Source organism: Klebsiella sp. JN_Kp126 (genome assembly GCF_033843325.1).
GTDB lineage: Bacteria > Pseudomonadota > Gammaproteobacteria > Enterobacterales > Enterobacteriaceae > Klebsiella > Klebsiella michiganensis.
Window position 1 is genome coordinate 1 of sequence record NZ_JAWXQV010000076.1, and the last position, 19,686, is coordinate 19,686.

Consider the following 19,686-nt stretch of genomic DNA (forward strand, 5'->3'; position numbering starts at 1 on the left):
TTTTTTCTCTTCAACCGACCCGGTTGTTTGTGAAGTGATTCACATCTGCCGTGTCGATGGAGGCGCATTATAGGGAGTTCCCGAGCATCCGCAATAGTAAAATTGCAGAAAAATGACTGACTGCTGCATTCCCCAGCAAAACCCCGCTTTATACCCTGTTACGCACAGAATTATCCACAAGTGGCGGCCGATACCCTCTTATAAAGGCCCGCTCTCTTCTCTCTATAGGGCGCGATCCTGGGCTAAAAAGAGAAAGATAAAAATTCGCGAGCGTTGCGCAAACGTTTTCGTTACAATGCCGCGCTATAACAAGGATGCCCGGTTGGGTGCGTTAGGTGAGTTTTTAGACAAAAATTCACCTAACGCTCTCTGTAATATTCAAATCCTGGGGATTTAATACCATGCAACAACGTCGTCCAGTCCGCCGCGCCCTGCTCAGTGTTTCTGACAAGGCCGGTATCGTCGAATTCGCGCAGGCGCTTTCCGCTCGTGGTGTCGAGCTACTGTCTACGGGTGGTACCGCACGCCTGCTGGCTGAGAAAGGTCTGCCGGTTACCGAAGTCTCTGACTACACCGGTTTCCCGGAAATGATGGACGGACGCGTGAAGACCCTGCATCCGAAAGTTCACGGCGGTATTCTCGGTCGCCGTGGCCAGGATGACGGTATTATGGAACAACACGGTATCGCGCCTATTGATATGGTGGTGGTTAACCTGTATCCGTTTGCTCAAACCGTTGCCCGCGAGGGCTGCTCGCTGGAAGATGCGGTAGAAAACATTGATATCGGCGGCCCAACCATGGTTCGCTCAGCGGCGAAGAACCATAAAGACGTCGCCATCGTGGTGAAGAGCAGCGACTACGATGCCATTATTAAAGAGATGGATGCCAACGAAGGCTCCCTGACCCTCGACACCCGCTTCGACCTCGCCATTAAGGCATTCGAACACACCGCCGCCTACGACAGCATGATTGCCAACTACTTCGGCAGCATGGTTCCGGCCTATCACGGCGAGAGCAAAGAAGCCGCGGGTCGCTTCCCGCGCACCCTGAATCTGAACTTCATTAAGAAGCAGGATATGCGCTATGGTGAAAACAGCCACCAGCAGGCGGCCTTCTATATAGAAGAAGAAGTCAAAGAAGCCTCTGTTGCCACTGCACAGCAGGTTCAGGGTAAAGCGCTCTCCTATAACAACATCGCTGACACCGATGCCGCGCTGGAATGCGTCAAAGAATTCAGCGAGCCGGCCTGCGTTATTGTGAAGCACGCCAACCCATGTGGCGTAGCGGTAAGCACCTCTATTCTGGACGCCTACGACCGTGCGTACAAAACTGACCCGACCTCTGCCTTCGGCGGCATTATCGCGTTTAACCGCGAACTGGATGCCGAAACCGCGCAGGCGATCATCTCCCGCCAGTTTGTTGAAGTGATCATCGCGCCGTCTGCGACGGAAGAAGCCCTGAAGATCACTGCCGCGAAACAGAATGTCCGCGTCCTGACCTGCGGTCAGTGGACGCAGCGCGTACCTGGTCTGGACTTCAAACGCGTTAACGGCGGCCTGCTGGTTCAGGATCGCGATCTGGGTATGGTTACGGAAGGCGAACTGCGCGTGGTTTCCAAACGCCAGCCGACCGAGCAGGAACTGCGCGATGCGCTGTTCTGCTGGAAAGTGGCGAAATTCGTTAAATCCAACGCCATTGTGTACGCCAAAGAGAATATGACCATCGGGATAGGCGCAGGCCAGATGAGCCGCGTTTACTCCGCCAAAATCGCCGGGATTAAAGCCGGTGATGAAGGTCTGGAAGTGAAAGGTTCGGCTATGGCGTCCGACGCTTTCTTCCCGTTCCGCGACGGTATTGATGCCGCTGCTGCCGTTGGCGTGAGCTGCGTCATTCAGCCCGGTGGTTCTATTCGCGACGAAGAGGTGATTGCCGCAGCCGATGAGCACGGCATCGCGATGATCTTCACCGACATGCGCCACTTCCGCCATTAATTCACGGAGCAGACGATGAAAGTATTAGTTATTGGCAACGGCGGACGCGAACACGCGCTGGCCTGGAAGGCCGCACAGTCACCGCAGGTTGATACCGTTTTTGTCGCCCCGGGTAACGCGGGCACCGCGCTGGAACCGGCGCTGCAGAACGTGGCTATCGGCGTCACCGATATTCCGGCGCTGCTGAGCTTTGCGCAAAGCGAGAAGATTGACCTGACCATCGTTGGCCCGGAAGCGCCGCTGGTAATTGGCGTTGTCGATGCGTTCCGTGCCGCAGGGCTGAAAATCTTCGGCCCTACGGAAGGCGCGGCGCAGCTCGAAGGCTCCAAAGCCTTCACCAAAGATTTCCTCGCGCGTCATAACATCCCGACGGCGGAATACCAGAACTTCACCGAAGTCGAGCCCGCGCTGGCGTACCTGCGTGAGAAAGGCGCGCCAATCGTCATCAAGGCCGACGGCCTGGCCGCCGGCAAGGGCGTGATTGTTGCCATGACGCAGGAAGAAGCGGAAGCCGCCGTTCACGACATGCTGGCAGGTAACGCCTTTGGCGACGCCGGACACCGCATCGTCATTGAAGAGTTCCTCGACGGCGAAGAGGCGAGCTTTATCGTGATGGTCGACGGCGAGCACGTCCTGCCGATGGCCACCAGCCAGGATCACAAACGCGTGGGCAATGGCGATACCGGCCCGAACACGGGCGGTATGGGCGCTTACTCACCGGCGCCGGTGGTAACCGATGAGGTTCACCAGCGCACCATGGAACGCATTATCTGGCCAACCGTAAAAGGTATGGCAGCGGAAGGGAACACCTACACCGGTTTCCTCTATGCGGGCCTGATGATCGATAAACAGGGAAACCCGAAGGTTATCGAGTTCAACTGCCGCTTTGGCGATCCGGAAACCCAGCCGATCATGCTGCGCATGAAATCGGATCTGGTAGATCTGTGCCTCGCCGCCTGCGACGGCAAGCTGAATGAGAAAACCTCCGAGTGGGACGAACGCGCCTCGCTGGGCGTGGTGATCGCCGCCGGTGGCTATCCGGGCAACTACAGCACCGGTGATGAGATCCACGGCCTGCCGCTGGAAGAAGCGGCTGACGGCAAGGTCTTCCACGCCGGTACCAGACTCGCTGATGACGATCGCGTGCTGACCAGCGGCGGCCGGGTGCTCTGCGCTACCGCGCTGGGTCACACCGTCGCTGAAGCGCAAAAGCGCGCTTACGCCCTGATGAGCGATATCCGCTGGGACGGCAGCTTTAGCCGTAACGACATCGGCTGGCGCGCTATTGAACGTGAGCAAAACGCGTAACAGAGTCGTCTGTTCCCCTTCGCCGCGGGTCGGTGGGGGGAACAAACCGGCAGCTATTCCGCCGCGCCTGGAAACATATTAAATCGGTGCAGCTTCGCGATCGCCGCATTCATCATGGCGCACCGGACGCTCATCGAATGTATTCTTCAATAAAACAAATAGTTCAGAATCCGATTGCACCCCGAGCTTACGCATCGCATTGCATTTATGCGCGCTGATCGTTTTGATACTTAGCTGCTTCATACCCGCAATTTGTTGTAAGTCCATACCGTTAAACAGATGCTTCAGCACATCAATTTCACTACGCGTTAATCGGGAAGTGACGCACTCATTGTTCTGATTAATCCGTGTGAGGTTGCTGCAAATTTTCGGGCTAAGCACGCGTTTTTGCACAAACGCTCTTTTAAAGAAGTCTTCAGTATCGGTCATCGACTCCCCACGCGCGATCACGCTGAAGTTATGCTGATTCAGTAGCTTCCGCAGCGCATTGCTGTCATGGCAAAACGTATACACCACCACATTCAGGTCGGGGAACTGGGTCCCCAGACGCAGTAAAATATCCAGCCCTTCGTGCGGATTTTCCTCTGCACTTTGCAGATCGGTAACAAGGATATCGACTGACTGGTACATCAGTGCTTCTGAGATTTTGCCCAGACTCGGCTCGGTGATCCGAATATCGCATGTTGCGTCAACGGATTTAATGAGTGTCGAAAGTCCGGAAAGCGTCAGGGGATGGCTATCCATCAAGGCGATCGTTCGAGACGGCGGATACGATAAATTCATCACGCGGCTGCTCCTTGCTTGCTGGCCGGAAATGCCCCGGCCATTTTTTGTGTACAAAACAAGTTATGGTTAGATCTTAAAGACAGGCAACGGGGCCAACTTTTGCCATCCAGGTACCCTGAGAAAAGAGTTCACTATCATTGTGAAATCCCAGTTTTACCATCGCATTGCGCTTATGCGTACTCACCGTACGGATATTACGATGCAACGTCTGCGCTACACGAGAAACGTTCTGACCTGAAAAAAGATGCACCAGCACATCCAGTTCCCGGGCAGTCAGTGGGCTATTTGTCTGAGTCGTCTTGGAGAGCAGCTGTTTTGTTTTCGGGCTCAGCCACTGCCTTCCCCCTGACACGACTTCAGAAACACATTGTGCCAACGCCAGCACCGGCTCGTGTTTCAATAAGATGCCGCGGGCATTTGACAAGGCCAACAGCGCAAGAACACGGGGATCGCGAAAATCGGTACAGATGATAATTTTTAACGCCGGATGTGATTCATACAGGTGTGCCAGTAAACGCAGCCCATCAAGCATTAATTCTTTTTCACCGCAGATGTCCATGACAAGCAGCGCGGGTGGTGCGCTGGCAACGATCGGCGAAATACTGGCAAGATTTCTTACATAGTTTATGGGCTCGGTAATCCCGCAAGTCTGGGTTAACACACGCTTGATACCCAGCGCGGTGATGGGGCATGCATCCATTATCAGCACGCCGCTATCTGCTGAATCGACAAAAGAAACGCAAGATGAGTCCGAGCTATTAATACTGTTCATAATACTTTCCTTGTATTATCAGTCACCCTCCCGAACGGAAGGGCTACTGGTACAGATATCCTGATTAAAGCACAGGCTCTTCCTGAGTCCGCGCTTATTTCTCATTACTGGTATACGAAGGTTAACTGCACGGCACCGACGATAGTGCCAGGCGTCGCTTTACCCTTTGAGCTGTATGCCCGCGCCTGCATATTGAAGGTCGTCCCCTGGGTAGCGGCATTAATATCCTGAATCATCGTTGACGCATTACCCAACGCGGCACCCGCCGTATTTTGCAGTTCGATTTGAACCCCAGTTGCCGTTCCAGCGTTTGAGTACATGGCACTTTCAGTGGTATCCGGCGTGCCGTTCAGGGTCATAGTGGCCGATGTCGTCGTCGATGGGCAACTAATTACTTCAATAGCGATAGGCTTCCAATCAGTAGCTGAACCTGCATCCGATAATGTTGAAGCCATAATGCTCTGCCCCAGGTCCACATTGACGCCACCGGTCGGCACGTTAACTTTACATGGGGAAGCTTTAATATTACCAGTTATATTCAGTTGAGCGTCAGCAGCGCTCGCTGACTGAGACAGTACAGCAGCTGCCAGACACAGCAATAATGCCGGAGCTTTTTTGTTCAATAAAGACATTGTTCCCTTCATCATTTTTCCCTTACCGGTTTGCCCCGGAATTATTGTATTTCAGCACGAATAGTGGCCGTTGCGGTGAAGTCGCCTGTATCAGGCGCATTACCCGTCGTGTTAATTGGAAATAGACTAATCGACGATTTTCCCACTTGAGAGCCATAGTCCATCGTCAGCGGTAACTCTCCTCCCTGCGGAACGATAGTGCTTCCTGATGGGTTCTGGATTCTGACGCCCACGTCATTGTTGGTCGTCGAGAACGCGGTCGGATCGTTCGCATCCGGTGTTCCCTGGAAGGAGAGACTGACCTTCACGCCTTCGGAGATATTGGTACAGGCCACGTTAAAGTTGACGTTTTTCGGCGTGAAGTTTTTAGCCATTTCACCTTTGGTAACAATATCGCCAGACATGATGCTGCCTAAAGGCACGCTAATAACTCCGCCACCATTAATCGTGCATGATTGCGGAACGGTAACCGTTCCGCTCATCCAGACGGTTGAAACCGGCGTGCTGGCCTGAGTCGTTGCATCGGAAGCGATATACACATCGACGACTTTGGTCAGAGGAATCGTCTGTACACCTACGAATGGCCGGCGGAAGTACAGGGAAATCGTTCCACGCGCGCCGGTAGCGTAAGGATATTTGTCGCAATTGGTCGCGATGTTCCGGTTGCTCACGCTGGTGAACGGCGTTGCCTTCAAACCCTGATAGTTCCCGCCAATAAAGACCTCACTGGCCACAGCCAGATACTCGTTAATCGCGTAATAGTTAAGGTTACCGTCGCTGTACACCTGCCCGGTATCCGGCACTTTTGCAGTGATATAAGCCCCGGTATAGGTACCCGAGCAAGAACAGGTCACGTTGTAGTTACCGCTAAGGTTCCACTGATAGGCGTTGTTGATCACCCTTCCTGCCGAGTTTTGCGTCGGATCGGCTAACAAATAACTCATATTGAAGTTATAGGTTTTCTGTCCAGCAGTCGCATAACACGCTGCCGCTTTTGCGGTAGTACTTAACATCCCTCCGGCCAGCGCCAGGCAAAGCAGTGCGGCATTTTTTCCACTGACGAAACGGCATAATGGGTTTCGGCGTTGTACCATACCGGTGAAAAATTTATTTGTGCGCTCGGTCATTTCCATATTCCGCCTTATCGGCAGTCTCCGTTCATAAGTTGAATACCCGATGTAGCCGTTTGTTCAGGCAGACGGTAATTCACCCGACAGGTCTGATCCGCTGTCGACCCCCATTTCACCGTGAGCGTTCCAGAATCGTCCATGCCCGACAGATAAACCTGCCCACCGTCGCCAACGATACTGGCGCCGCTATTTTTGCCGTCGCTACCCGCGGTGGCGCCAAATGGTACAGGCTCGCCGTTGACGCGGGTCAGCGTCATAAGTACACGCTGGCCGACGTTCGGATCAAAATCTGCACGTACCACGGCCCCTCGGGTTGGGATCACCGAGGTACTGGTCAGCGTCATATCCACGTTGTCTGGTAAGGTAGACGTGTCGAGTGCAATCTGGTTGCGTCGGTATGCCGTGACGTAAGGCACGACAGCATAGCCGCGCCAGTCTGTTTTCACGCCGGTGTTGTTGGCAATGTTCACGTCGGCCGCACCTGGCGCTTTAACCAGCGCCATGGTTTCACTCAGTGGCTGGGAAAGCGTTACCCCGTTTTCATGCACTAAGATACCGCCCTGCAAGCCGTAATCTACGCGGCTCTGGCTATGGTCATAGCCATAACCAACATTCACTTCACCGTAGCCACCTTTGTAGTCAGCGCTGGCGTAACCGTTCGCCCCCTCACCCTGAGAGGTATATCCCTGGCTGATGCTGTAATTCAGGTTGTCGTCAGGCAGCGCGGTACCGCTAAGGCCAACGCTTTGCGAGGTATTACCGTTTTTACTGCTATTCAGGTTGTAGGTGGCGTAACTACCCGGCAGCCATTTGCTTAATGGGACGCTGATGTTCGCGGCCACAATCCGATCGGTGTAATAGGTTCGATTTTGGTAACTGTCTACACCATTGCGGTTATAGGTATAGTTGAGCCCATAAGAAATCCCGTTCCAGGTGTTGTTGTAGCCCACGCTGGCCGATTCGGTAGAACGGTTGTTATTCCAGTACTCTTCTTTCACCAGGCTTACCGACAGCGAACCAGCCTTTTCCCACAAGTTCTGGCTCAGCGTCAGTTCAGCACGACTTTTCTTATGATCGTTATAATATCCGTTGTCTCCGGCATAGCTTTCCAGCGCCTCCTGCAATGTATAAAAGCCTGAGGTGGAATAGCGGTAGCTGGCCAGACTGAAGTTAGTACCGGTTTGGACAAAACTTTTACCGTAGCGCAGCCTGTACGACTGGCCGTTATCTTTATCCATATGTTCCTGCCTGGACCACGCCTGGGTGACGTCGGCAGACAGCGCACCGATCGCGCCAAGGTTCTGACCCAGGCCGATGGCCAGCGACTGATATTTGCTCGCCGCCTGTAGCCCGCCATATATCGTTGCACCATGTGGCAAACCAAAAATCGCGGTTCCCTGGCTAAACAGCGTTTTTTCAACGTCATTGTTATACGAACGATACTGACCGCTCGTGACGCTGTATTTCAGGCGACCTTCGCGCTGAAGAACCGGTACGGAGGCAAATGGCACGACCATCGTGCGTTCACTCCCATCAGCCTCCTTAACGGTCACATTAAGGTCACCGCTGCCCGCGGTCGGGTAGAGGTCAGAAATGGCAAACGATCCGGCCGGTACATAACTTTGATAGATAACGTATCCGTTCTGGCGGATAGTGACCTGCGCATTGCTACGCGCAATACCACGTACCACGGGAGAATAACCTTTCAGGCTGTCCGGTAGCATGTCATCGTCGGAAGAGAGCTGAGCCCCACGAAACGGTACAGAGTCAAAAATATCCGCCGGCGAGTTACTGTCACCCAGCGTCAGCTGGCTTCTCAGCGTATGAATATCACGTTGCAAATAGGTATTGATGGAATCCCAGTGCTCATTGCCTCTGCTGTCACGGTTCCAGGTGGAGTAGTTACGGAAACGCCATGCTCCCAGGTTTATTCCGGAGCGCAGATTCAGGTAATAGGTATCTGAGTCTTTGGTGTCATTATTCCGTGCTTCAGCATTTGCCCCGCTGAAGCTGTAGTTCATCAGTAACGCCGGAATACCTGGGTCCCATTTTTCCGGAGAAACGTACCCGCGCGCCTGAGAATTCAGCGCTGCCTGCGGGATACTCAGGTCCAGACGTTGTTGATCAAAGCGGAAATTGGCTGAGGACTGAGCTATTTCGCCGGTGAAATTGGCACATTCGTCTGTAGCCGCTATACCGGGGTACATGCCAATTTTTACCCCCATATCACGCAGTTGCTCACCGCTCAGGCAAGGCTGAAGGCTTTGCTTACCAGAAGCGTCCGTCGTCAGGGCAAATTTCACCTCCCGGGTATCGACCTCTGAACCGTTAAGATAGATATCGACGCGATAAATTCCCGGCGGCTGTAATGCGCCCTCTTCGAAAATGGATAAATCCGCATTACCCTGGTCAGGATTATCAATTTCAAGTAACGCCGGGTTGAAATACCCCGCCGCGTGAGCCAGTTCTGCTCCGCTCATCAACATGGCTATCTGACATGTCACCAGCAAGGCAAGGCGGGAACGTGAAAAACCCCCGGAAATATGACTCTTCGTTATATTGTCCATTTAATTTTTCCATGTATTAACGTAGCCTGGATGACTAACGTTCTTTACTTCCTTGTTTAATCAACAAAACAGGGCTACGGCGAGGAGCTTAAAGGCTGACAGTCAGTGCGTTGCTGGCACCGCCATAATCATTGATAAACTGCCAGCTCAGCGAACCACCGGCGGCATTAGCTGGCAAATCGAAACTTGCCTCCGATCGCGGTGCAACCATAGTGATGTTTTTCATCACCGTGCCGTTGATTTTGACGTTGAAAAAAGTGATGTAATGCGAGGAGGGATTGGTCACCTGAACCCGGTTACCCGTCCGCTTCCAGGTCAATGTTTTTGACGCCTCTTCAAGCGTGCTCTTAACCCCTGAAGGACGGAAAATCAGCTTGATACGTGTTTTCACTGCAATTTGCAGCGTGTTTTCTTTCTTCTCTGCAGAAGGTATCGATTTGATATTCAGCCAGAACAAAGACTCTTTGTCTTCTGGCAGATTGCCGCCTGCGCGCACTATGCGCAATATGTTCTGCTGATTGCTGTCCAGTCGGAATAGTGGAGGCGTGACGATGAACGGAGCTTTTTCAGCCTGCGTCCCTTTTCCCCGACCTTCACTATCCACCCATGACTGGATGAGATAGATATTTTTATCAGGGTTACTGAGGTTAATAGATGCCTCTTTCTTCCCACCTTCGTAGATCAGGCGTGTACCACCGACCACAACCCCAGCCTGCGATGTTGCACTAAGGGTCATTAATAATGCTGCCGCCACTCCGGCGCGCCATGTTTTCATGCTGTCCCTGCCTGTCTGGATATTCAAAAAGACCAGAGGCATAAATTGCCCCTGGTCTGATTTAGCTCATTCGAACTTACTGATAAACAACGGTAAACTGAGTTACTGCGTTTGCATCACCTACGGTCACGGCATCAGTCAGAGAGATGTAACGTGCGCTGAAGTTCAGGTTGTTATCAGCAGTGCTAACCAGAGGATAAACAGAAGAGTCTTCGTACAGCGGAACCACTTTGTTCTGGTCGTCAGAAATCTGAACGCCCACGCCTTTAGCAGTGCTGCTACCCGCGGTCAATGCCAGAACAGAGTTGTCGCCAGAAACCTGGGTACCGTCAAAACGTACGGTTGCACCGGTCACGGTGTCTGGGCAATTTTTCAGGACCAGAGTGAATTTCTTAGCTGCAGCCAGTGAACCTGCTACCGGGAATGCTGTACGCGCGATGTTGCCCAGGAATACGTCCTGGTTTTGAGATGCAGTGTCGACAGTACATGCCGCATCAGTGATGCTACCAGTGAAGTTAACCGCGCCGTCAGAAGCGAAAGCAGAAGAAGCAAATGCAGAAGTGGCCATCAGAGCAACAGCAAGAAGATTCTTTTTCATTAAATGTATCCCTATTAACAATGTAAATCGATTTACCTGGACAGAACCGGAGATCGAATCAGTTTTGACAAAACCATGTCATTCCCTTTTATTTAGCTCATGAAGTCTCCGACCCCAATTAATAAAGCGTCGGACGGTTTACCCGAAAGACAAACGATTCATTTGAACTAAATTAGGGCTCAATTTAATTAGCTAGTAATTTGAAGTCAACGTTGATTTCTTCACTCTGACTTAAATTATTTTTATTTTATATTTTTCAATGCGTTACGCGATTATTTCTTGTTTAATTACCGTTTAACCAACTCGGTTTTTTCTTATATTCATGGTACTTATTTAATTAAACAAACTTAATCACGGAAAAACTAATCAGGCTATTACTTCATTTTATGCAGATAATTTAGTTTTTTATATCGACTAAAAGGGGATGTAAAATCCAAAAAACCAAAACACCTACCATGGTTTAATTCACCGCATTGAAATAATTTGTTACATTCGTTTGATAACGTCAACTTATTATCTGCACACTACTTTCGGTATATAACCCGCATTATGAGCATTGCGACAATTCAGCTAAGTCTGAAATAATCGGGTATCTTTATTTCGCTCAGTCAACGAAATAGCATTACCATAACTTAACTTATGCGGCGGAGCCTTAGTCATCAGATTTTCTGTCTGGCTATAATTTTCATATCTACCAGCAGATTCTTTTTGGGGTACTGTTGCTCTGCCGGGAAGTAAGAAGAAGTCGGTATTATCCCCGATTCTATTTTCTTTTATTTAGCCACATCAATAAAAATTCGTTCTCTCTGCTCAAGAGAAGAAAAGGTAGCAAAGCCATTATTTAACCAGAGAACATCGATATCATTCAGCCGCCAACCACTGAGCTCATCAACATACAAACCCTTAGTTAAATCCATTAAAATCAACAAGTAACAAACCTCCGCAACTATATAATAGTATAATTCCAGGCAATACTTCAACTTCAGACAGGGCCAGACATCGCAATAAACTTAGGGATCTTTTCATATAAAAGATGCCAGATAGAAATTAACTCGATTAAATTTTACCGCAATAGCTTTTAAAAAAATAGTCAGTACTCATCACGCCAGAACGCCATTTCCTTTCAAGGAAAACAAGCCATATTCACCAGTCCTGAGAATACATTAAATATGATAAATCCATCTACTTTAACATCTAACCAAAACGGTAATTTAGTGAATAAGAAAAAATAAATGCTCTCCTTAGAGTAACTCAGATACAAATGACGCGCTATTTTATAAAGAGCCACCCGGCGGTTATTTAAATCCAGGCAGGAGGATTAGCCTATCGAAATAGCGTTTGAGAACTGCGCTAGCATCATGCAATACATACGGTAGCAGTATAAACAGTCATTACACTGCCCGTTTTCGCTTTGGCAGGATGCTTTTTCCCAGCATTTGATAGATTTTATCGTAAGGAAAATTCTTAGTTTGTTCATGCATTCCCGGGATACACCGGGTTTTATTTTTCAGATGCGCGAAGTTCTTCGCAAGCGATAAGGGTGATTTGTCGTTCAGGCAAAAAAAACGAGACGCATTGCGTCCCGTTTAAGCTGAATAGAGTATTGCGATATGGGTTAGGCTGAAAGGCCCCCATCCAGAACAAGCGTTTGTCCTGTCATGTAGGTACTATCACCGCTAACCAGCCATGCCACTGCGCCTGATATCTCTTCTGCTTTCCCGAAGCGCTTCATCGGAATGGTTTGACGCAGCGCCCCGCGCTTCTCTTTCGGTATTTCGGCCATAATATCGGTATCAATATAGCCGGGCAGCAGACAATTGACCCGCACGCCGAAACGCCCTAGCTCTATCGCCAGAGTCCGTGCCAGGCCAATCATCGCCGCTTTACTCGCGCCATAAGCGCTCTGCCCAGTGTTGCCCTTCACTCCGGTGACTGACGACATCAACACCACAGAACCACTACCCTGCATCATCATTGGTTCGATCAGGATCTGATTCCAGTAGAAGATGGCGTTAACGTTGGTATCCATCACTTGTCGCCAGTTATCCGGGCTTTGGTGAATGTGCAGTGCATCCAGTGTGATGCCCGCATTATGAACCAGTGCGTAAGGAGCGCCGTAGCGTGCCAGCAGTTCGCTGGCCACACGTTTTACTTCCGGCTCATCGCGTCCATCGCATTGATAGCTCTCGACTCTTCCCGGTAGCCCCTCACATGCGCGTTCCACTTCCCGTGCCGCCGACTCATTCTGACACCAGGTAAACACCACGTTCCATTCTTTCGCCAGACGAAGCACCGTAGCGCGCCCGATACCCCGGCTCCCACCGGTCACTAAAATCCATTTATCCTGCATGGTTTAGTGACTTTTTTCGCTGAGGTATTGGCATAATTCACGAAGCGTCATGTTCGGACGATCAATGAACAGATCGGCTCCAACGGTGACAGCAAACTCTTTCTTTGCCAGTACCATCAGTTCCACGTAGTCCAGGCTATCAAGCTTCAGCTTATGTAGCGGCATATCTGGATCCAGATCATCCAACTCCAGATCTTTCGCATCACACAGCATCTCGCAAACCTTGCTGTAAACTTCATCAAATTGCGTCATGTTTTATTCCTTTAATTCTGACTGTAAATGTATTTTGGGGTGGATTGTAAGTTGTTGACTAATATCGTCGTCTACGCTGCCAGCGGCCCGGTTTTCAACGTCACCGTAACGGAAATCAGCGGCTCATTGAGGCGCCACGCCTGAATGCCAGCCACTAAAATCAACCCGGAATGCTTCTCTCCCATCACCAGCGTCGGCTGGATGGAATAATAAAACGATTTAATTCGCTGGTTTTCTCCCCGCAGACTCAGCAGCTGAGGAGAAAAATGGGCCTCATGATGGGTTTGCACGACCTGCGCCAGACGAAAAACGTCACGCAGACTGGCAACCTCATGCCCAGGAAAAATGCTATGCACGGTTTCAAGCGTTTCTGGTGCATTGACTAATTCACGAAATAACACCGCATCAAGAAAACTCCACAGAGGTGCCGCCGGGCTTTCTACTGCAAGGAATTGATCATATAACGCTGTCAACGCCTCTTCGCCAAGCGTATAGGGCTGCATGACCGGCAATATCGTTAACGCTTTGGCGCTGGCCAGCTTGCTACTGATGCCGATCCGTTGCGTCTGAACATTCAGCAAACTCCCCCCGATCAGCACCTGTTCCTGACGGAGCGTTTCACGGATCGACAGTTGATAGGGCATCTCACATGCTACCGGTTCGCGCAGGCGGCAGCTGAACATCAAGTCGCCAGATGGCAAAGCCTCTCTTTCCAGAGCAGCGCTAAGCGCAGACTTTACATCCAGCATCGCGCGCATACCGTGTACACATAAGCCGTCCAGGCCAAAACGCTTCGCTTCGGTTGCGTCAAAGTGAATCGGATTATCGTCGCCGGAAAATGCCGCCCAGCGTTCTGCATCACGCAGGCTATAGCACAGCGTCATTTTCCCCCCGCCCGATAACTAACGCCGCGTTAGCGCCACCAAAACCGAAGCTCAGATTGAGCGTCGTTCTCAGGACTGCCGGGCGATGCGTATTGGGTACGTAATCCAGATCGCACGCGGGATCGGGCGAATCAAGATGACAGGTGGCAGGCACGATCTGATGCTCCATCGCCTGAAGGCAAAGAATCGATTCAAAACTGCCGGCGGCGGCGATCAGATGACCGCTGTAGGATTTGGTGCTTGAGCACGGTGTGGTATATGCCGCCTCGCCCAGCGCCAGCGCCAAAGCGATCGTTAAAAGTAGGTTCAGTTTTTTCATTCGCGGGCCAATGCCTCTGTCGGATGCAGGCGGGCAGCATTGCGCGCCGGGAAAAAACCAAATCCAAGACCGATCAGTGCGGAAAATCCGCAGGCCAGAAGGATTGGCGGCCAGGTGAACACCATGGTGAATTCCTGAGTGACCAGAGAGAAAATCATCCCGGCCACGCCGGAACCGATAATGCCGATGAGACCGCCGAGCGTACAAATCACCGTGGCTTCGATCAGGAACTGACGCATGATGTCTGCGGGACGGGCGCCGACCGAGAGGCGAATACCAATCTCATGCGTCCTCTCCGTCACCGACACCAGCATGATATTCATTACCCCCACTCCGCCCACCAGCAGAGAAATCCCTGCGATTGCCGTGATCAGCAGCGTCATCGATTCCGACGTTTTACGCATGGTCTTCGTTAGCTGATCGTTGGTCATAGTGAAGAAATCACGCTTACCGTGCACGGAATCCAGCAGCTGCTCCACATTTCGCTGGGCGGCCTCTATCAGATAGCCGTCGGCGATGCGCAGAGTAATGGACTGTAACGGCGAATCACCTGACATACGCTCCAGCAATGAGGTGTACGGGATCCACGCGCCAGGCTGTTCACCGATAGACTTCGGACCTTTTTTCGCGGCCACGCCGATCACCCGATAGGGTGCGCCGGAAAGCTGAATAATTTCGCCCAACGGATCCTGCCCGCCAGGAAACAGCGAGCGCTGCACGTTCTGATCGATGATGACCACCGGTTCACGCTCGTCCAAATCGCGCGCTGTAAATCGATTTCCAACAATAAAATTCAGCCCCTGTACGCGGAAGAAGCCGCTACTGACGCCCGACAGCGATGCAAGAACCTGCTTGCCACCGCGGACCGTTATCACGGTTTTACTCACAACGGGCGAAATGCTGTCGATATACGGTTGCTTGCTGAGTAATTCCACATCTTCCAGGGTCAGTGAACGTTCAAAATCTGGACGCGGCCTATCCCAGCCCAGACCGGGCTGTATTTCGATAGTACTGGTGCCCAGCTGGCTTATCTGGCTCAGAATATTTTGCCGCGCACCTTCGCCCACCGCCATGGAAGAGACCACGGAGGAGATGCCGATGATAATGCCCAACATGGAGAGAAAAGCGCGGATCCGATGCCCGAGCAAGGAGCGCCACGCCATGCGTACCGCCTCTTTGATGCTCTGCCACACAGGCGTTCGCCCGGTAGCGGCAATGGCAGGTAGTCCCCGGGATACCACCTGCGAGATGACCGGATTGACCCGGTCTGCAATAATCTGACCGTCGTGGATTTCGACAATACGCTGGCACTGTTCCGCGATGCTGCGGTCATGGGTCACGATAATGAGCGTATGCCCGGCCTGGTGCAGGCCATGTAAAATGGCCATCAGCTCCTGACCGCTGCTGCTGTCGAGAGCTCCGGTTGGTTCATCCGCCAGGATCACCGGCGCCCCGTTCATCAGGGCGCGCGCGATACTCACACGTTGCTGCTGGCCGCCGGACAACTGTGCAGGACGGTAATTCATGCGCTCATCAAGACCTAAGCGGCTGAGCAAATATTCCGCCCGCGTCTTGCGCTCAGAGGCTGGCATATCTGTGTATAGAGCCGGAATGGTGACATTTTCGAGGGCGGTCAGATACGGCATCAGATGATACCGCTGAAAGATAAAGCCCAGATACTGGCTGCGTAGCTGCGCCAGCTGTTCGCTGCTGGCCACCTGCGCAGGCACATCCATAATGCGCATTTCGCCTTCCGACGGTTTATCCAGGCACCCGATAATGTTCATCAGCGTGGATTTACCGGAACCTGACGCACCGATAATCGCCACCATTTCTCCGGCATGAACGCACAGAGAAACATCCTTCAGTACAGTAACGGCAGCAGTACCTGAACCAAAATGGCGGGAGATGTGCGAAAGTTCAACGATCGGGGAATCAGCCATTCGTCGTCCCTGTATCATTGTGCGCAATCACCACGCGATCGCCCTCGTTCAGACCCGCTTTTACCTCAACAAACTGACGGTCGTTGATACCCACCTGGATCAGACGTTGTTCAGCCTTATCGCCATTGAGCACCTGTACATGATAGCTATTGGCCCCCTGCGGCTGCCCCAACGCCACTACCGGTAGACGCAGCACATTTTTAGCCCGATCGGTGATGATAAATACCTGCGCCGTCATTGAGGTTCTCAACCGATGCTCGGGGTTCGGCACGCTGAAGACTCCGTTATAATAAACGGCAGAAGCCTGTTGCCCCTGAGGACGAGCACTATCATCCTGTAAGGCGTCGTTCGGCGCGTCCTGGAGTACCCCCATCACGCTCCGGTAGCGGCGCTTGGGTTCGGCGACCACATAAAACCACAGCGGCTGACCAGGATGGACTTTCAAGATGTCCGTTTCTGAAATACGGGTTTGCACCGTCATGGTATCGACATTCGCCAGGACCAGGATGGTTGGCGCAGTCTGTGAAGAGACCACGGTCTGTCCCTCTTTGGTGACAATACCGAGTACCTGCCCGTCCACCGGCGCGAGGATCCGCGTATAGCCCAGATTGGCTTTCGCCGTTTCCAGCGCCATCTGTGCCTGCACAATCTGAGCCATGTTGACTCTCACCTGCGCCTTCTGGGTATCAACCCTGGCCTGCGCTTCCTCGAGATTGCTTTTCGTTCCCGATCCGTCGCGATCCATCCGCAGCTGGCGTTTCAGCTCGAGCTCATACTGGGTAAGCGTGAACTGTGATGCCTGTTTCTGCGATACCGCACTCTCCAGCGCCGCTTCAGACTTACGCAGTTCGCTCTGCTGCAGCGTTGGGTCGATTTCGGCTAGCAGCTGCCCCTGGGTCACCCGTTCACCGACGCGGACGTACAGTTTTTTTAACTGACCGTTGACCTGTGCCCCGACATTGACCTGGACAGACGGTTTGAGGATCCCGGTGGCCAGCACGGTTTTTTCGATATCGCCGCGGTCGATGATATAGGTTGCCGCCGGCTCAGCACTCTCTGAAAACGCGTTGTACACGCCCTGCGCCCCCCCCATCAGCAGGATCGCTAATAGCGCCGCCAGTCCATAGCATGCCTTGCGGCGTCTGGCCGTCATGGCGGACAATCGCCTGATTGCGAAACTCATGCGGGCGCTCCTTCAGGGATAAGCGCGAATGTATTAGCACCCGGCAGCGCTTCCATGCGGCCGTTTTTCATCGAACAGTGACGGTCAAACAGCGGTAGCGTTGTCTCACTGTGGGTCACGGTAATCAGCGTTTTTCCGTATTCGCGACAATGATCAATCAGCGTGCGCATCACCTGCTGCGCGGTCTGTTCGTCAAGATTGGCGGTTGGCTCATCCAGCACCATCACCGGACAATCGCTATACATCGCACGCGCCAGCATCAGACGCTGACGTTGCCCAAGCGATAGCGCGGGGTGGCTTTCGCGGATCAGCGCGTTTTGTTTCCCCGGCAGACTATTAACCACCTCAGTCAGGTTCAGCCCACGCAGTGATTTATCGATGCGCAGCTGTTTTTTCTCATCATATTCCCGATCGAATAGGGTAATGTTTTGCAACACGCTGGTATTGAAAAGGATATCTTCCTGGCTTTGCAGGAAGAACAGCTTCTGCGCCTGGCGGCTGCTGACAGGCTGCCCGTCGGCAAGAATTTCTCCCGCCTGAGGTTCGATAAGCCCGGCAATCACTTTCAGCAAGGTACTTTTTCCTGAGCCCGATTCACCGACAATCGCCAGCGTCTCTCCCTGTTTCAGCAGCAGTGACACCCGATCGAGCACCGGTTTTCCCGGCTCGTAAGCATACTGAAGTTCACGATAGTGGAGCTGTTGGCTGAACCGCGCAGGCGGCAGTAGCTCATTGAGGGTCTCTTTTTTGGCCTGCGGGAATAGATCGGCAGCACGAGTATCAATCACGTGCAGCTGGTTCTTACGCAGCACTGAGAAGAAAATCTGCGTAATGTAGGCAGTAAAAATCTGACGCACGAAGCTATAGGCAAAGAACTCGCCCAGCGAGATGCGATTGTCTTTCAGCAGCGGCAGCGCCAGCAGCATGAAAAAGACCATCTCAAGGCTGCCAATCAGCTGGTACAGGCTGGTCTTCACCTGTTCATACACTCTCTGCTTCTGACGACAGTCAAAGAGGGATAACGCATATCGGGCGAACGCCGCCTGGCGCTGCCCCTGCAATCCGGCAGATTTCAGCGTGGCAAACCCTTGAATGGTTTCCAGCAGAAAATCGCTTTGATCGGCGCTCTTCGCCTGAATTTGCTGGGTGAAATAGCGATCGCGGAAAATCGCCCAGACGCTCACCAGCCCCATTAGCGTCACGCCGACGGCGGAGATGGAGGCCAGCATGGGGCTGATGTAACACATCACGCCCAGCGCGATGACGCCAACCACCCAATCCACGCGCAGACCGTTATCCAGTTCAATTTTTTGCGCCGCCGCCAGCTGCCAGTTGGAGAAGCGGCTATAGATTTCGCCTGGACTACGCTTTTCAAAGAAAGAGAGCGAGTGGGTTAAAAGACGGGCAAAGCCACTGAGGCTTTGCATAACAACAAAACGTTTGATAAACCGTTCCGTCACGCTGCGCACGAGGAAAGCCAGCAGGGTCGAGACCATGAAGGCAAGCAGGTAGTAGAAATAGGGAAATTCAGTTTGTCCGCCGGAAGAGAAAACGTTGTTGATAGCAGAGCTGACCATCACCGGCATAATGAACAAGGTCAGAGAGACCAAAAACGCCAACACCATCAAACGATAGATTCCGGGGATCGCGGCCGTCTGCTTAAGGCTCATACACGCCAGCGCGCGAAAACGTCGCGTGCGTTTATGCTGATCCACAGGCTGTACGGTTTTCTCCGCTTCCCGATCAAGCACCAGCGCATAACCGCTAATTTCAGATTTTAACGCAGCAACAGGCAAGAGTTGTTCGCCTATGGCCGGATTCATCACGCACACGTAGCTGCCCTGACGATAAGCCAGCAGCACATAATGGCTCGCGCCGTAGTGCAAAATGGCCGGCAAAGGGAGTTCGGCGATCTCATCCAGCTCAAAAGCCACCGGATAGGCGGGGATCGCCAGCTCAGAAAGGATGTCGCACATGGTTGAAAGCGCTGTACCATGAGCGGATGCAGGAAAGCGCTCGCGTAGCTCTTCAAGCGGCGCATTGAGTCCCTGTGTTTCTGCCAGCATGGAGAGACATGCCAGCGCACACTCGTTCGTTTCTGCCTGATAAACCATTTGAGGAATAATATTATCCATAATCGACACCTTAGAACGTCCTGTTCTGTTCACTAATATCGCCGCGCTGTGCTTTTTTCAC

The 19,686-nt window shown here is 52.3% G+C and carries 16 protein-coding genes and 1 pseudogene; 2 read left to right on the plus strand and 15 right to left on the minus strand.

Annotated elements, in window-relative coordinates; genetic code table 11:
• The first annotated feature begins 401 nt into the window (after positions 1-401).
• Together purH and purD are read left to right on the plus strand one after the other, a co-directional pair.
• Positions 402-1,991, plus strand: coding sequence for a bifunctional phosphoribosylaminoimidazolecarboxamide formyltransferase/IMP cyclohydrolase (gene purH / locus SIK97_RS17790; RefSeq protein ID WP_004097693.1), 1,590 nt, complete (start codon positions 402-404; stop codon positions 1,989-1,991).
• Between the two features lie 15 nt (positions 1,992-2,006).
• On the plus strand, positions 2,007-3,299 hold the full coding sequence (gene purD / locus SIK97_RS17795; protein ID WP_032747452.1) for a phosphoribosylamine--glycine ligase: 1,293 nt from the start codon (positions 2,007-2,009) through the stop codon (positions 3,297-3,299).
• Positions 3,300-3,377: 78 nt separating this feature from the next.
• Here the strand turns inward: purD and SIK97_RS17800 are convergent, their stop codons facing one another.
• The 15 genes and pseudogenes from SIK97_RS17800 to SIK97_RS17870 all read right to left on the minus strand — a co-directional run bounded on the left by SIK97_RS17800 (position 3,378) and on the right by SIK97_RS17870 (position 19,625).
• Positions 3,378-4,082, minus strand: a complete 705-nt coding sequence (locus SIK97_RS17800) for a response regulator transcription factor (RefSeq protein WP_064381424.1) — start codon at positions 4,080-4,082, stop codon at positions 3,378-3,380.
• 76 nt (positions 4,083-4,158) lie between these two features.
• Complete coding sequence (locus tag SIK97_RS17805) at positions 4,159-4,857, minus strand: response regulator transcription factor (protein WP_032747448.1); 699 nt, start codon at positions 4,855-4,857, stop codon at positions 4,159-4,161.
• A gap of 104 nt (positions 4,858-4,961) precedes the next feature.
• Positions 4,962-5,504, minus strand: coding sequence for a fimbrial protein (locus tag SIK97_RS17810; protein WP_077254479.1), 543 nt, complete (start codon positions 5,502-5,504; stop codon positions 4,962-4,964).
• Between the two features lie 26 nt (positions 5,505-5,530).
• Entirely contained in the window at positions 5,531-6,622 is a 1,092-nt protein-coding gene (locus SIK97_RS17815) for a fimbrial protein (protein ID WP_050597565.1), read from the minus strand.
• A gap of 8 nt (positions 6,623-6,630) precedes the next feature.
• On the minus strand, positions 6,631-9,186 hold the full coding sequence (locus SIK97_RS17820; protein ID WP_032747445.1) for a fimbria/pilus outer membrane usher protein: 2,556 nt from the start codon (positions 9,184-9,186) through the stop codon (positions 6,631-6,633).
• A gap of 88 nt (positions 9,187-9,274) precedes the next feature.
• Entirely contained in the window at positions 9,275-9,961 is a 687-nt protein-coding gene (locus SIK97_RS17825; protein WP_032750011.1) for a molecular chaperone, read from the minus strand.
• A 76-nt stretch (positions 9,962-10,037) separates the two neighbouring features.
• On the minus strand, positions 10,038-10,559 hold the full coding sequence (locus SIK97_RS17830) for a fimbrial protein (protein WP_032747442.1): 522 nt from the start codon (positions 10,557-10,559) through the stop codon (positions 10,038-10,040).
• Positions 10,560-11,332: 773 nt separating this feature from the next.
• Positions 11,333-11,488: a hypothetical protein gene (locus SIK97_RS17835; RefSeq protein WP_155774234.1), complete on the minus strand. Its 156-nt coding sequence runs from the start codon at positions 11,486-11,488 to the stop codon at positions 11,333-11,335.
• 686 nt (positions 11,489-12,174) lie between these two features.
• The gene (locus tag SIK97_RS17840; RefSeq protein ID WP_032747432.1) at positions 12,175-12,909 is read right to left on the minus strand and encodes an SDR family NAD(P)-dependent oxidoreductase; all 735 of its coding nucleotides are present in this window, start codon (positions 12,907-12,909) and stop codon (positions 12,175-12,177) included.
• 3 nt (positions 12,910-12,912) lie between these two features.
• Positions 12,913-13,161 carry an acyl carrier protein gene (locus tag SIK97_RS17845; RefSeq protein WP_032747429.1) on the minus strand — a complete coding sequence of 83 codons (249 nt, stop codon included), beginning with the start codon at positions 13,159-13,161 and terminating at the stop codon, positions 12,913-12,915.
• Positions 13,162-13,232: 71 nt separating this feature from the next.
• Entirely contained in the window at positions 13,233-14,045 is an 813-nt protein-coding gene (locus tag SIK97_RS17850) for a MaoC/PaaZ C-terminal domain-containing protein (protein ID WP_032747428.1), read from the minus strand.
• Positions 14,029-14,340 (minus strand): annotated as a pseudogene (locus SIK97_RS17855) (beta-ketoacyl-[acyl-carrier-protein] synthase family protein); the annotation flags it as partial. The gene SIK97_RS17850 and the pseudogene SIK97_RS17855, both read right to left, overlap by 17 nt.
• A gap of 20 nt (positions 14,341-14,360) precedes the next feature.
• Complete coding sequence (locus SIK97_RS17860; protein ID WP_032747424.1) at positions 14,361-16,307, minus strand: MacB family efflux pump subunit; 1,947 nt, start codon at positions 16,305-16,307, stop codon at positions 14,361-14,363.
• On the minus strand, positions 16,300-17,460 hold the full coding sequence (locus SIK97_RS17865; protein WP_413614544.1) for an efflux RND transporter periplasmic adaptor subunit: 1,161 nt from the start codon (positions 17,458-17,460) through the stop codon (positions 16,300-16,302). Before SIK97_RS17865 ends, SIK97_RS17860 begins: the two co-directional genes overlap by 8 nt.
• A gap of 26 nt (positions 17,461-17,486) precedes the next feature.
• The gene (locus SIK97_RS17870) at positions 17,487-19,625 is read right to left on the minus strand and encodes a peptidase domain-containing ABC transporter (protein WP_032747420.1); all 2,139 of its coding nucleotides are present in this window, start codon (positions 19,623-19,625) and stop codon (positions 17,487-17,489) included.
• Positions 19,626-19,686 lie beyond the last annotated feature (61 nt).

Excerpts from the sequence above, each read along its gene's own strand:
- purH (WP_004097693.1), top strand. The coding sequence starts at position 402 with ATGCAACAACGTCGTCCAGTCCGCCGCGCCCTGCTCAGTGTTTCTGAC.
- purD (WP_032747452.1), top strand. The coding sequence starts at position 2,007 with ATGAAAGTATTAGTTATTGGCAACGGCGGACGCGAACACGCGCTGGCC.
- SIK97_RS17800 (WP_064381424.1), bottom strand. The coding sequence starts at position 4,082 with ATGAATTTATCGTATCCGCCGTCTCGAACGATCGCCTTGATGGATAGC.
- SIK97_RS17805 (WP_032747448.1), bottom strand. The coding sequence starts at position 4,857 with ATGAACAGTATTAATAGCTCGGACTCATCTTGCGTTTCTTTTGTCGAT.
- SIK97_RS17810 (WP_077254479.1), bottom strand. The coding sequence starts at position 5,504 with ATGATGAAGGGAACAATGTCTTTATTGAACAAAAAAGCTCCGGCATTA.
- SIK97_RS17815 (WP_050597565.1), bottom strand. The coding sequence starts at position 6,622 with ATGGAAATGACCGAGCGCACAAATAAATTTTTCACCGGTATGGTACAA.
- SIK97_RS17820 (WP_032747445.1), bottom strand. The coding sequence starts at position 9,186 with ATGGACAATATAACGAAGAGTCATATTTCCGGGGGTTTTTCACGTTCC.
- SIK97_RS17825 (WP_032750011.1), bottom strand. The coding sequence starts at position 9,961 with ATGAAAACATGGCGCGCCGGAGTGGCGGCAGCATTATTAATGACCCTT.
- SIK97_RS17830 (WP_032747442.1), bottom strand. The coding sequence starts at position 10,559 with ATGAAAAAGAATCTTCTTGCTGTTGCTCTGATGGCCACTTCTGCATTT.
- SIK97_RS17840 (WP_032747432.1), bottom strand. The coding sequence starts at position 12,909 with ATGCAGGATAAATGGATTTTAGTGACCGGTGGGAGCCGGGGTATCGGG.
- SIK97_RS17845 (WP_032747429.1), bottom strand. The coding sequence starts at position 13,161 with ATGACGCAATTTGATGAAGTTTACAGCAAGGTTTGCGAGATGCTGTGT.
- SIK97_RS17850 (WP_032747428.1), bottom strand. The coding sequence starts at position 14,045 with ATGACGCTGTGCTATAGCCTGCGTGATGCAGAACGCTGGGCGGCATTT.
- SIK97_RS17860 (WP_032747424.1), bottom strand. The coding sequence starts at position 16,307 with ATGGCTGATTCCCCGATCGTTGAACTTTCGCACATCTCCCGCCATTTT.
- SIK97_RS17865 (WP_413614544.1), bottom strand. The coding sequence starts at position 17,460 with ATGACGGCCAGACGCCGCAAGGCATGCTATGGACTGGCGGCGCTATTA.
- SIK97_RS17870 (WP_032747420.1), bottom strand. The coding sequence starts at position 19,625 with ATGGATAATATTATTCCTCAAATGGTTTATCAGGCAGAAACGAACGAG.